Annotated in this window: 15 protein-coding genes; 8 read left to right on the forward strand and 7 right to left on the reverse strand. The window is 35.7% G+C overall.

All coding sequences use genetic code 11. The features are described 5' to 3' along the window. Positions 1-212 precede the first annotated feature (212 nt). Genes AOG55_RS06785 through hisIE form a run of 8 tightly spaced genes read left to right on the forward strand, consistent with a single transcriptional unit; the run spans position 213 to position 5,801 of the window. The gene (locus AOG55_RS06785; protein ID WP_055041069.1) at positions 213-977 is read left to right on the forward strand and encodes an ATP phosphoribosyltransferase regulatory subunit; all 765 of its coding nucleotides are present in this window, start codon (positions 213-215) and stop codon (positions 975-977) included. A 2-nt stretch (positions 978-979) separates the two neighbouring features. After that, positions 980-1,591: an ATP phosphoribosyltransferase gene (hisG, locus tag AOG55_RS06790; protein ID WP_048102431.1), complete on the forward strand. Its 612-nt coding sequence runs from the start codon at positions 980-982 to the stop codon at positions 1,589-1,591. Next, positions 1,578-2,705: a histidinol dehydrogenase gene (gene hisD, locus AOG55_RS06795; RefSeq protein WP_048102429.1), complete on the forward strand. Its 1,128-nt coding sequence runs from the start codon at positions 1,578-1,580 to the stop codon at positions 2,703-2,705. The genes hisG and hisD overlap by 14 nt, the downstream gene beginning before the upstream one ends. Beyond that, positions 2,702-3,223 carry an imidazoleglycerol-phosphate dehydratase HisB gene (gene hisB / locus AOG55_RS06800; protein ID WP_054964052.1) on the forward strand — a complete coding sequence of 174 codons (522 nt, stop codon included), beginning with the start codon at positions 2,702-2,704 and terminating at the stop codon, positions 3,221-3,223. Before hisD ends, hisB begins: the two co-directional genes overlap by 4 nt. Continuing rightward, complete coding sequence (gene hisH, locus AOG55_RS06805) at positions 3,220-3,789, forward strand: imidazole glycerol phosphate synthase subunit HisH (RefSeq protein ID WP_048102425.1); 570 nt, start codon at positions 3,220-3,222, stop codon at positions 3,787-3,789. Before hisB ends, hisH begins: the two co-directional genes overlap by 4 nt. Further along, positions 3,786-4,439: a HisA/HisF-related TIM barrel protein gene (locus AOG55_RS06810; RefSeq protein ID WP_201779089.1), complete on the forward strand. Its 654-nt coding sequence runs from the start codon at positions 3,786-3,788 to the stop codon at positions 4,437-4,439. The genes hisH and AOG55_RS06810 overlap by 4 nt, the downstream gene beginning before the upstream one ends. Beyond that, on the forward strand, positions 4,433-5,185 hold the full coding sequence (hisF, locus tag AOG55_RS06815) for an imidazole glycerol phosphate synthase subunit HisF (protein ID WP_055041070.1): 753 nt from the start codon (positions 4,433-4,435) through the stop codon (positions 5,183-5,185). Before AOG55_RS06810 ends, hisF begins: the two co-directional genes overlap by 7 nt. Next, complete coding sequence (hisIE, locus tag AOG55_RS06820; RefSeq protein WP_048102419.1) at positions 5,172-5,801, forward strand: bifunctional phosphoribosyl-AMP cyclohydrolase/phosphoribosyl-ATP diphosphatase HisIE; 630 nt, start codon at positions 5,172-5,174, stop codon at positions 5,799-5,801. Before hisF ends, hisIE begins: the two co-directional genes overlap by 14 nt. Here the strand turns inward: hisIE and AOG55_RS06825 are convergent. From AOG55_RS06825 to AOG55_RS06855, 7 genes are all read right to left on the reverse strand, one after another. After that, positions 5,793-6,623, reverse strand: coding sequence for an SPL family radical SAM protein (locus AOG55_RS06825; protein WP_055041071.1), 831 nt, complete (start codon positions 6,621-6,623; stop codon positions 5,793-5,795). The two genes, hisIE and AOG55_RS06825, sit on opposite strands and share 9 nt — an antisense overlap. Next, positions 6,613-7,782 carry an Nre family DNA repair protein gene (locus AOG55_RS06830; protein ID WP_231563455.1) on the reverse strand — a complete coding sequence of 390 codons (1,170 nt, stop codon included), beginning with the start codon at positions 7,780-7,782 and terminating at the stop codon, positions 6,613-6,615. Before AOG55_RS06830 ends, AOG55_RS06825 begins: the two co-directional genes overlap by 11 nt. A 130-nt stretch (positions 7,783-7,912) precedes the next feature. Further along, positions 7,913-9,331: an APC family permease gene (locus AOG55_RS06835; protein WP_048102417.1), complete on the reverse strand. Its 1,419-nt coding sequence runs from the start codon at positions 9,329-9,331 to the stop codon at positions 7,913-7,915. A gap of 119 nt (positions 9,332-9,450) precedes the next feature. Next, positions 9,451-10,134 (reverse strand): endonuclease III domain-containing protein, encoded by a 684-nt coding sequence (locus AOG55_RS06840; protein WP_054964504.1) that lies wholly within the window; start codon positions 10,132-10,134, stop codon positions 9,451-9,453. Between the two features lie 62 nt (positions 10,135-10,196). Then, positions 10,197-11,123, reverse strand: a complete 927-nt coding sequence (locus AOG55_RS06845) for a nucleoside hydrolase (RefSeq protein WP_055041072.1) — start codon at positions 11,121-11,123, stop codon at positions 10,197-10,199. Between the two features lie 4 nt (positions 11,124-11,127). Beyond that, the gene (locus tag AOG55_RS06850) at positions 11,128-11,904 is read right to left on the reverse strand and encodes a BtpA/SgcQ family protein (protein WP_048102411.1); all 777 of its coding nucleotides are present in this window, start codon (positions 11,902-11,904) and stop codon (positions 11,128-11,130) included. 69 nt (positions 11,905-11,973) lie between these two features. Beyond that, a partial coding sequence (locus AOG55_RS06855) for an AMP-binding protein (protein ID WP_055041073.1) occupies positions 11,974-13,507 on the reverse strand: 1,534 nt, incomplete at its 5' end.

The raw sequence follows: 13,507 nt of genomic DNA on the forward strand, positions 1-13,507 counted from the left end.
CTTCCGATCTAAAGTCTTTATTTAAAGTCTTTATTTATATTAAATAAATTTATATAAGATGCTTATATAAACAATCATGGAGAAAATGATGTATACTGTGGGTAATGTTAGCTACAAAGCCTTTTTTGCCAGTGTACATCATCATCATCATAGCCTCCTGCAAAATAACCTTTACAGATTGCAAAAAAGAACAAATAATGCGGGCAGGTTTTATGATGAATCCGGATATATACCTATACAGGGTAATTAAAGGCATAAGAAATACATTTGACTCCTTTGGATACATAGAAATATTTCCAGAGGCCGTTGAAAAATACTCAAGATCTTTTAGTGATGGTGTTCCATTTGTTTATGCCAATAAATTCTATCTTATAAATCCTGATATAACATCGAGGCTTATACTTAGAAATTTCAGTGAGAATACAAGGATATTCTATATATATGAAAAGCTATCAAGAAGCCTTGAAAGTGAAATAGAGGCTGGTCTTGAATTAATAAATGTCAATGAGGAAAAATCGAATATAGAAATTCTAAGGGTATTGATCAAAACACTTGAAAACCTTGGTATTTATGATTTCAAAATTGACATAAGTGTTTCAAACATATTCTCAGGCAAAATAGGAAAAAGAAATTATGAAAAGATAAGAGAATACATAAAAATGAATGATTTTAATGCAATAAAAAACAGTGGGATAAAAAAGGAATACATTGACTATGTAATAAAAATGCTCAATTCAAGGGGTACAGACATAAATGTAGAATTGTTGAATAATATAAAATCAGCGGTCAACGATGACAGAATAATCATAGACCCCGGAACTGTAAGATATTTTAGTTATTACAGCGGATTAATATTTGAAATATATTCTGATGATTATTTTATAGGCGGTGGAGGGAATTATAAAATTAAGAACAGCAATGGCTGTGGTTTTTCCCTGAATACACTGGTATTAAGCAAAATATTAAGGAGGTTATAAAAATGATAATAACAATACCGAAGGGGAAGCTCATGGATGAAAGCATTAAAGCCTTTGAAAATGCAGGCTTTGATCTCTCAATTTCAGAGTCAAGGAAGTTAAGGATAAAAAAGGGTGATAATGAAATAATAATAGCCAGGGCAATGGATGTGCCGTTCTATGTTGAGAGTTATGCAGATCTTGGAATATGTGGAACAGATGTCATTAAGGAAAGAAACTGTGATGTCATGATGCCATTACAGCTAAAATTTGGAAAATGCCGGCTGAGTCTTTGCGCACCAAAAAAATATAAACTTAAAGACCTTAATGGCAAAAAGATTGCAACAAAATATCCGAATTTAACATCAAAGTTTTTTAAATCACACGGCATAGATGTTAAAATTGTACATCTATCTGGTTCAATAGAGCTGGCCCCTGTAATGGGGATGGCCGATGCCATAGTCGATATAGTTCAGACAGGTGAAACAATAAGGGAAAATGGTTTGGTTGAATTAAAAAAGGTTATGGATGTTTCTGCAGCATTGATAGTGAATAGATTGTCTTACAAGATTAAATTCGATGAAATCAGGAGGATTATGGATAATATGGAGGTTTTCAATTATGAATACGAGTGAGTATGTTTCGGGAATTATAAACGATATAAGAGAAAGAAAGATGCAGGCCTTAAGGGAATATTCCCAGAAATTTGACGGTTATTCAGGGGATTTTCTGGTCACTGAGGAGGAAATTAACGAATCAGAAAAGGCAATACCATACAGCGACATAAAGGTAATTGAGGAAACCTATAAAAGAATATATGAAAATCATGTTAAACAGATGCAGTATAATAATTTTTCATTCAAAAATTCATCAATGTATGGCATTATATACAGGCCAATAAATAGAATCGGTGAATATATCCCGGGGGCAAAACCACTGCCATCCACCGTTTTAATGATAAGTGCGCCAGCTAAAATAGCAGGGGTTAGGGATATCATTATAACATCTGCACCGGTAAATGGAAAAATCAATCCTTATATACTTTACATAGCAAAGTTTCTTGGCATCAGGGAAATATACAAGATCGGGGGAATACAGGCCATCGCAGCAATGGCATATGGTATAGGCATGAAAAGGGTTGATAAGATCTTTGGCCCTGGAAATTTATATGTCAATGAGGCAAAGAGGCAGGTATATGGTGATGTTGGCATAGACGGGCTTTACGGCCCCTCTGAGATATGTGTGCTGGCTGATGAAACAGCCAATATGGAATATTTAATAAGTGACCTAAGATCACAGCTTGAGCACGGAAAGACATCAAGGTCATGGATTGTCACAAATAATAAAAAAATTGCAAATGCCATATCTGATGAAAATATAGAAGTAAAAATTTTTGATACAATACAGGAATGCATAGATTGTGTTAATGATATTGCACCAGAACACCTTGAAATATTAACGAAAAATCCACTTGACATTGTTGATAAGATAGAAAATGCTGGAGCAATATATATTGGTGAATACACGCCGGTGCCATCCTGCGATTACTTTACCGGTGTAAACCATCTGCTTCCAACAGGAAAAACATCAAGATTTTCATCGGTTTTAACCGTCACAGATTTTATGAAAAAAATTTCGTTTGCATACAACTCCAGAAATGATTTTATGGAGAATAGATACCTCGGCATTAGGCTTGCTGAGATAGAGGGAATGCCACTGCATAAAAATTCCATGGAGGTGAGGAAATGATAAGGGAAACAAAGGAAACAAAAATAGAAATTACAGATAGCGATAAAAACGACATAGAAACCGGAGATTTAATATTAAACCACATGCTTAATACCCTGTTTTTTTACATGAATAGACCAGTAAAAATACGTGGTAAATTTGATCTGAAACACCATCTCTGGGAGGATGCAGGAATCACCATTGGACTTTTTTTAAATCCAAGTGATAAAAAAATAGCCAGATTCGGTACATCCATAATGCCCATGGATGATTCATTAATAATGGTATCACTTGATATTTCCAGGCCCTATATTAATTTCAATGTAAATTTTAATAATGAGGAGGGATTTGAACTGCTGGTATTAAGGGAATTTTTATGGGGTCTGGCAAGAACCATGAACATGACAATGCATGTGATTAAATTGAATGGCGAAAACCCGCATCATATTACAGAGAATATATTTAAATGCCTTGGATCGGCATTAAGGCAGGCCCTTGAGGTCTCAGAAGAATTAAAAAGCACAAAGGGTGTGTTATGATTGCAGTCATAGATACTCAGGCAGGAAACCTTTTTAATATAAACAAAATTGTTAATGGAGAAATCACAAGGGACCCATATGTAATAGAAAGGGCAGATAAAATTGTATTTCCCGGTGTTGGTTCATTTTCCTTTGTAATGAATTCAATTGAAGGCATAAAGGAAACAATAATTGAAAAAATCAAATCAGGAATACCGTATCTGGGAATATGCCTGGGCCTGGAGGTCCTTTATGATTCAAGTGAGGAGGGTCCCGGATCAGGTTTATCCATTCTGAGCGGCAGCATTAAGAAGCTCTCAAAAAATAGGGTGCCGCATATTGGCTGGGATACTGTGGAATTAATAAAAGATTCAAGACTCTTTTCAGGTATAAAAAATGGATCATATTTCTATTTTCTTCATTCATATTATGCAGAAAGAAATGACTATACAGTGGCAATCACTGATTACGGAAATATAATATCCTCTGCCATGCAAAAGGATAACATTTATGCTGTGCAGTTTCATCCTGAAAAATCAGGTATTAATGGAATACAGGTATTAAAAAATTTTAGGGATTTAATATGATAGATATATACCCTGCAATAGATATTTATAACGGAAAGGCGGTGTTTTTAACCCAGGGAAGGCTTGAGGACATTAAGGTATACGGTGATCCACTCAATTATGCCCTTAAATTTGCAGAAAAATTTAACAGAATGCATATTGTTGATTTAAATGGGGCATTCACCGGCAGGCCTGAAAATTTAGGCATAATAGAAAAAATAATAAGAGAAACGGGTGTGTTTGTTCAGGTTGGCGGCGGATTCCGAACCCTAAATGATATTAACAATGCATTATTAATTGGAGCAGGAAGTGTAATTATTGGAACAAAGATAATGGACAGTGGCTTTATAAACAGTATTAATACAGATTTTATAACGGCAAGCATGGATGTTATTGACGGAAACATTGCCATAAATGGATGGAAAAATATTTCAAAAAATTATATTGATGTTTATTTAAGCCTAAAAAATAAAATAAAAAGATTCATTTATACATCAATAAAAAGCGACGGTGTTTTTAAAATAGATTTCAACAAAAAATTCTGGGGAGATGAGTATTTTATATATGCTGGAGGGGTTTCCACAATGGAAGATGTAAAATTTCTAGAAAAAAAGGGTTTTTCTGGTGTGATTGTTGGAAAGGCCATATATGAGGGTGTTTTTAAATGCTAGCCAAAAGAATTGTTGGTGCCCTTGACATAAAGGACGGAAAGGTTGTAAAGGGCATAAAGTTCAGGGATATTAGGACCATAGATGACCCTGTAAAGCTTTCAAAAAAATATGAGGAACAGGGCATGGATGAGCTTGTCTTTCTGGATATATATGCAACAAATGAAAACCGTGGCATTACATATGATTTAATATCAAGGGTTGCCGAGAACATAAACATACCATTTACTGTTGGCGGTGGAATTGACTCCCTTGATAAAATTAAAAAAATTATAAGACTTGGGGCGGATAAGGTTTTTATAAACACATATGCAATAATTAATCCAGATATTATTAAAAAGGCATCATATGAAATAGGGTCATCAAATCTTGTTATAGCAATAGACGCTAAGTTCAATGGAAGTTACTATGAGGTCTATTCAAACAGCGGTGAGATATCCAGGAACATAAATGCTGTTGAGTGGGCAAAAACTGTTGAGGAGCTTGGTGCCGGTGAAATTTTACTGACATCAATAGATGCCGATGGCACAAGAAAGGGCTATGATTATAATTTAATAAAAAAAGTTTCTGAAAATGTGAACATACCGGTTATAGCATCAGGTGGTGCCGGATCGCCGGAGGATTTTTACAATGCAATACAGAGTGGTGCAGATGCCTGCCTTGCAGGTTCTGTATTTCATTATGGTATGTATACTGCAAATGAAATTAAAAAATACCTGATGGAGCGTGGTGTAAATGTCAGAATATAACCTTAATTTTGTTGACGGATTAATACCTGTTGTTGTTCAGGATTACAAATCTGGAGATGTTTTAACACTGGCATATATGAATAAGGAGGCACTGGATCTTTCACTTAAAACAGGGTATGCACATTATTATTCAAGGTCAAAAAATAGAATAAGAATGAAGGGTGAGGCCAGCGGGAACACACAGAAAATTATTGAGATACTGCCCGACTGCGAAAACAACTCGCTCCTGCTTCTGGTTGACCAAAAGGGGCCGGCATGCCATACAGGAAATAAAACATGTTTTTACAGAAAACTCGGCGAACCGCAGCATATAAAAGAAAAAATAGACTACTCACTGGACTTTATATTAGACCTTGAAAATATAATTAACGAAACCAAAAAACATCCCAGGGAGAATTCGTATACAACAGAACTCTTTAAATCTGGAGAGGAGAATATTAAAAAGAAGGTGGGTGAGGAGGCTGTTGAATCAGTGCTGGCACAGGGCAGGGATAGAATTATCTATGAGGTTGCTGATTTAATGTACCATTTACTGGTATATTTATCATATGAGGATATAAAATTCAGCGACATTGTTGCAGAGCTATCAAGAAGGAATGTTGAAAAATCAAAATAATGTTTTCTGACCCCTCTCATAAAGCCAGTCAGCCTGCTCTGATGTGCATATTACATTTAAATCATGGCACATCCCATTTATTTTTAATTCCATATCATTCCACCATGCTGAATCTGATATGCCATAATTGATGTTTTCCATATATTTTCCTGGCCCGGGATAATTTACATATTTATCATAAATTATCCTTGATTTTATTTTTGATGCAAATTCTATAATATTATAAATATCATTCAAATTATCATTTATATTTTTAATGATTGGGCCGATAAAAATCCAGGTTTTTATGCCATTTTCAGAGAATTTTTTAAGTGCACGCATTCTTGATCTCACAGATGGTGAGTATGGCTCTATCATGTCTTTAATCTTTTCATCCATTGTTGTTATTGTGTAACCTATATCAATGATATTTCTGTATTTTTTTATTATGTCAATATCGCGCAGGGCAATCGGGGATTTTGTCTGCAATGTTACATAAAAATTATTTTTTGCGAGTATTTCTATGGAATTTCTCGTAAGCCTGTATTTTCCCTCGACAGGATTATATGGATCTGTAATGGATGATATTCCAACTATGCCCTTTTTATATTTTTTTGCCTCCATCTGTAAAATTTCCGTTATATTTTTCCTCACATAAAGAACATTTCCCCAATCACCGGCAATATTTTTTGGATTCATACCTATGGCATAGCAGTAAAGGCATCCATGCAGGCATCCCAAGTATGGATTAAGCGTGTAATCGAGCTCTTTCATTCCCGATATTCCCAGTGCGTGTTTTGCATTGATTTCATTGATTATTATTTTTTTTCTGTTAATATGCATCGAGATTACTCCTTATATATTTTATATTATTAGACCTGTGAATCCAGCTATCAATGGGAACCCTGCTGTATCCCGATAAATATTTTAGTGCGGATTCCAGGTCAGAGAATTTCTCAGGAACTGAATTAAACATTTCACGGACATTTTCACGCACATACCAGACGCCAAGCGGTATGTTAAAGCCAGGATATATCTCACGCCATAGCATTACACAGGCCTGTTTTCTCATTTTTATTAATTTTTCTGCCGCTGCAAGCCTTGATGAATAATAGCACCCACCAATTTCGGGATAGGTCTTTCTGCCATAATAGCCCTCATAGTCGAGTTCAATTTCAACCGAGTTTCCAAAATAATTCCATGTGCTTCCAGGAAACCATGATTCCCCCCACTCAAACATCCAGTTACCTGGGCATAAAATTCCCATGAACAGATTTCCATCGGTTTTTCTGGTAAAAACAAGAAATTCATCTATGGCACTGTAATCCTTCAATTCATCCACAAGCCTGTTTGAAACCGTTTCATCCGCTGCTGTTATTGACCATCTTGTTGGCACAATTTTTCTATTTTTTTGAAGTCCCAGTGAGCCCGTGCTCAATGCCCTTGAAATTTCATTAATATTTAATCCCTTCATGTAAAGTTTTATTATTCCATCAGATGCTTTCAGGTCCACATCATAATAGACCTTTTCAATTCTATTATCTATTTTATAATTCTCATAACTTATGGAATCCACAGGTGATGAAGGCCCCATCGGGGTTATGTTTTCATCAAGAATAATATCCTTGTTAAAAGATTTTGATACCCTCATTTCTATATTAACCGGATTTTTTGATAGAGATGTCAGCTGAATGTCCTGAAGTGTGTAATCTGGATTTGAGGCGCTGTTAACATCCATCATAATTTTGCCCCTTAAGAGTGATAGCCTGGATGATATGAAATCATTTAAATTCATTTTAAGCCACTGTGATTCGTCCTCAAGGAATGCCGTGTTGCCGGTATAGGGTGGAAGCGAAGGATATACGCCAATCTTTGGATACCCATAACGGCCAACAAATATTGATGGTGGTGATGAACCGCTTATATCGTTTCCGGAAAAATTATAAATTTTTTTAATATTTCCTGTAATATTCACAGGACAGTATGAAAGGCCGCAGAGCATCTTTGCCCCCCTGCATTTTACGCATAATTCCGGTGGTATTTTAATTAAGGTTTTTTTCACATATTTATAAAGATATTTGAGTATTTAAAACATGCTGAAAATAAAAAATTGCTTTAATTTAAGAATTTAATTATTCTATTAATCCCTCTGAAATGTCATCAGCAGTCGTCGAACCGGCACTGCTTAATGATTCTGGATTTCTTATATATTTATACAGTGTAATAATAAATATTATTGCAATAATCAATATTCCAATAATTGATGCGTAATTATATGGATATGTCGGAAGTGGGAAAAAATTTGATGCAAACACGGCCATAAGGGACCCTATTGATATAACCGGTATTATAAGATATCCAAAAAGGGCACTCCTGGTCATTTTTCCGGATTTAAATGTTGATACTATAAGGCTACCTGATGATATTGATCTGATCAGGAATGAAAAGAATGCGTCAGAAAACAGTAGAACATATCCACCATTTACTGGTCCAAAAATAAGTCCGAATGTTATGCTCAGAAATATTGATATTCCCAGAATAAAAAATGTGGTATTTCTTGGAGTGCCATTACTGTCAGTTTTTGAAAATGCCTTTGGGAATATTATATTATCCCTGGAAAACGCATAAAAAATCCTTGTCATTGAGGTTCCCATGGATATGTTATTTCCCATGAAACTGTTAACAGTAAAAATAAACAGTAATATAAACATAACCGGACTAAGCTTTCTAAATAATACAAGACCATTATCAACTGAATTGCCAAATGAAACCATTTTTGACGGCCCCCAGGCCACTGTCATGGCATATGCCAGAAATACTATGGTTATTCCAATGATAAATGATGAAATTAATAATGCCTTTGGAACTGTTTTCCTTGGAATATGTGTCTCCTCTGATAATGATGTTAATGCAATTGATAGGCCTATAAATGTTACAATTGAAAGTGTCAGAGAATGTAAAAATCCTGATATGCCACCACTGGCTATGAATGGTGAGAAAACAGCGAGTGTATTGTTCTTTCCGGCAAGGATAACCAGTCCTATGCCACCTGCAATTAGAATAACGAATTCTGCCACTCCCGTTATTATCTGGTAGTTTGTTGAAAATCTGATTCCTTTATAAAGTATGTAGAATGTTATAATATTCAATGCTATAACTATGGGAATCCACAATCCCCCTGTAACTATTTTGCCATCAAATATGTCAAAAAATCCTGCAAGTCCAAGCATCCCAAAACCTGCATAGGCAAACATTGTACCGAAGAATAAATTCCACCCCTCAAATGCTGCCATGAAACCTCCCAGGCTTTTGCCAACATAGGTGAAATCACTTCCCGCTGATACATATTTTTTGGAAAACCTGTAAGAGGTATTAAGAATCGTTAGATAAATAAGAAAGCCAATTAATATTGATAGTGGGGTTGCGCCTAAAGCAACCAGTGCTATGCCACCAAGGAGATACGCTATATCTGCCGCCGGTGCAGTCATGCCCCATCCCTGCCATATTAATCTACTGGTGCCAAGTATGTTCCTCCTTAAATTATTTGCCATACATTAATATAAGGATAACATATAAAAATCCATGTAAAAATTTATTTTATCAAAAATTTTATCTATTATGAAAAAAATTATTTAATTTCAGTATCCTTATAGTTTTTTAAAATATTAATTTAATTTTTTTTCCCTAGTGTACCTGAAGCCTTTATTTTATTTTTTTCATTAATTTTTTTAAGGTAAACATTAGAATAATAATCACAGCATTTATTTACTGGGCATATATTGCATTTTGGATTTACCGGCCTGCATATGCTTTTTCCAAATTCAACAAATACCGGATTAAATTCTATCTGATATTTCTCTGGTATAACCTTTTTTAAGGCCTCCTCAGTCTTTTCCGGTGTTTTCTCGTGAACAAGGCCGATCCTGTTTGATATCCTGAACACGTGTGTATCCACCGCTATTGCAGGTATTTTAAACCCCTGTGTTAAAACAATATTTGCTGTTTTGCTTCCCACCCCGGGTATTTTTGTTAATTCATCATATTTGCCAGGAACACTTCCATTATATTTGTCCATAATTAATCTGGCAACCTCTATAATCCTCTTTGATTTGACATTGCTAAAACCAACATATCTTATTATCTCCTTTACATCCTCAGGTTTTGCACCGGCGAGACCATAGCAGTCATGGTATTTATTATAAAGATTCCTGGCAGCAGCATCGGTGGTTGCGTCCTTTGTTCTCTGCGATAATATTGTTGTTATAAGTATCCAGAACGGGTCATCCTTAAATTCAAAATGATGCTCCGGAACAGCGCTTTTTATCTTATCATATATTTCAACAAAGTTTTTCATACATACAATCATCATTTAAAAGGATAAAATATTTTATAATATATAAACAGAATTTTTCAAATTTATTTGTATTTTTCAAGCATATTGAAAAGATAATTTTTAAATCCTTCAACATTTATATCCATGGAAACAAGGGCATTTTTTTCCCTGCCGGTGACGTTATAAATATCAACTATGGTTCTGCCCCGGCTTGGCCCCGTTGATGTGTTTACCTCAACATTCAATAATTTTGATTTTATTATTCCGGGATGAAGCGCCTCTGCCAGTGCACATGCATCGTGTATTGGAACACCACCCAGTGAAAAGTTTTCCTCATATGTTTTATAAAAAAACGTTAACAGTTCATAAACCTGTTCTGAGACCTTATTATTCATATTTTTAATTCTGTTAATATCATCCATGGTAAACAGTGCCCTATGTGTCACATCAAGGGTAACCATTGTGAAATTTAATTTTGAATTTAAGACTATTTTCAATGCCTCCGGGTCATTGTATGCGTTAAACTCAGCATCTGGTGTGATATTTCCCATGGAATAAGAACCACCCATCCATATAACGCGGTCTATGTTCTTTTTAACCTCGGGGTATGCAAGAAGAAGTATTGCCAGATTTGTTATCGGGCCTGTTGTAACTATTACAACGTTTTTTTGCTCTCTAAGTACATTGTGCATAAAATCAATTGCATTTGTTTTTGATGCCCTTAAAGTTGGCTCCCTGAAAAGTGTGCCATCAAGCCCTGTATTTCCATGTATGTTTGGTGCCGTTATTAAATTCCCCATAATAGGCTTTGCCGAACCCGGATATACATTAATGTCTTTTCTGCCAGCAAGCTCAATAACCTTAAGTGCATTTAATGTTGTCTTTTCAAGGCTTTGATTTCCTGCCACAGTGCATATTCCAAGTATTTCCGCATATTCATCAGCCATGGCAAGCAACATCTCTATGGCATCATCATGGCCCGGATCGCAATCTATAATTATCTTGGTCATAGAATCATAGTTTTTTATATTCTTCCATTAGTTTCTTATAAGCCTTAAAGTCACTTGGCCCGCATGATATGTTATTTTCCTTAAAGTCGCTCTCACCTATGATCATGCCATCTGAAATATCAACATAATCATAGAAGTTTGTAAGTGATATTCCGCTTCCAATTAAAACCGGCTTCTTAATTACCTTTTTAACGGCCTTGACCCTCTCAACCTCTGGTGGTACAGGGCTTCTTGATCCAGAAACAATGATTGCATCTGCCCCGCCGCGCTCGCTTAAATCCTCGGCCGCTATGTCTATTGGAACATTATATAATGGATATGAATGCTTTACATGCACATCGGCATAAATTTTCACATTAGAATTCAGGTATTTTTTATACCTTAATAAATCTGCACCGTTTCCCTCTATAATACCCTGATCTGTAACATAGGCACCTGAAAGCACATTGCACCTTATAAAGCTAAAATCAAACAGTGTTGCTATTGTTAATGCCTCGGTGCAGCCATTCCTTAATATATTAACCCCTATTTCAATTCCCGGTATTTTTTTAACCTCCTGTGATATGGCGGCCATTGCAGCCACCGTTATGGGCGGAATTTTATCCTTATAAAATGGGTAATCATTGATATTTTCAAGAATAGCTCCGGTTAAACCTGCATCCTTAAAACCGGTTACCTCCTTTTTGGCATAGTCTATAATCTCACCAAGCGTGTATTTTGATTCTGGTGAACCGGGAAGTGCTGGAAGGTGCACCATACCATAAAATAACTTAGCCTTCATACTGCCCGATAGGCAATTTGTATTTAAATATTCCCAGCAGGCATTTTGTTAATATTTTATTAAAACGGTTTATTTTGAATATTTTGACCTTAAAAGTTTTTTATCAAATTTTCCAGTGCCGGTTTTAGGTATTTCATCAACAAAATAAAAATCGTCAGGAATCCACCATTTAGGGAACCTGTCCAGGGATATTAAATATTCCCTTAGTGAATTTTTGTCCAGCTTTTTCCTGTATGATGCCTTTTTTACAACCAGCGCCAGCGGTCTTTCACCCCATCTATCATCCTTTTTTGCTATGACTGCCGCCTCCAGTACTCCTGGATGCTCCATAATGGTATTTTCAAGGTCTATTGATGATATCCACTCACCACCGCTTTTGATTAAATCCTTGTCGCGGTCAACAATTTTTATTGAACCATCAGGATTAATTTTAACAATGTCCCCAGTTCTTATCCATGTTTTTCCATCCATATAAACAATTTTATCAGTGCTATCGGTATGGAAGTATCCGGATGTGGCATAGGCTCCACGCACCAGGAGCTCACCTGTACTTTTCCCATCCCACGGCAATTTATTATTTTTTTCATCCACTGCATTTATTTCAAATGCAGGCATGGGTATCCCCTGGTTATGCACATTTCCGGTTTCCGGCTTGCTAATTGTTGCTATTGCCTCAGTTTCGGTCATCCCCCATAAATGCCATGTTTCAATTCCAGATTCCATGAGTGTTTTAATTATATAATCTGAAGGTTCAGCACCACCAATACCTGCATATTTTAATGGCTCCAGGCCGGTTTCATTGCTGATTGAATACTCAATAATTGATGTCCACACTGCGGGTGCGGCGAAGGCCTTATTTACCCTGCATGATGAAATCATATTAACTATATCTGGCGGGTCTGGATGAACACCCGGAAGGGCTAGGTTTGAACCTATCAGTGCCGCGGCAAATGGAATATCCCATCCTGATATATGGTACATTGGAACCATGACAAGTGATGTGTCCTGCCTTGAAAGTGCTATTGAGTCATGGCCTAGCAGTGATAATGAATGTATAAAAATACTTCTGTGTGTGTATACCACACCCTTGGGATTGCCCGTTGTACCTGATGTGTAGCATATTATCGCCGCATTTTTTTCATTATTATCCGGGAAGTTTTTTTCAATTTCAGATGAATATATATTATCATCAAAGGCCTGATCCATTTTTACTGACCTTATATTTATCCCTTCAAGAATATCCTCAGGAATTCCCTCGTAAAATATCAGCTTTGCATTATTCTCCCTTATCATATTTTTTATAACATCCCTATGATATTTTATATTGATTGTATTAAGCACGGCACCAATTAATGGAACGGCAAAATATAATTCAAGATGCCTTATTGTGTTCCAGGAAAGTGTGGCCACTGTATCATCCGGACCTATCCCAGTTTTAATAAGATAATTTGCAGTTTTCCTTATGCGTTCTGATAGTTCCCGGAATGTAATTTTTTTAATTTCAGAATTTTCACGGTAATATACAACACTTTTTCCAAAATATGTTTCCATTCTGTTGAATATATGATTTATATTTAGCTGAAAATTTCCTATAGTACCATCA

Origin of the sequence: Acidiplasma cupricumulans, assembly GCF_001402935.1 — an archaeon.
Classification (GTDB): Archaea; Thermoplasmatota; Thermoplasmata; order Thermoplasmatales; family Thermoplasmataceae; genus Acidiplasma; species Acidiplasma aeolicum.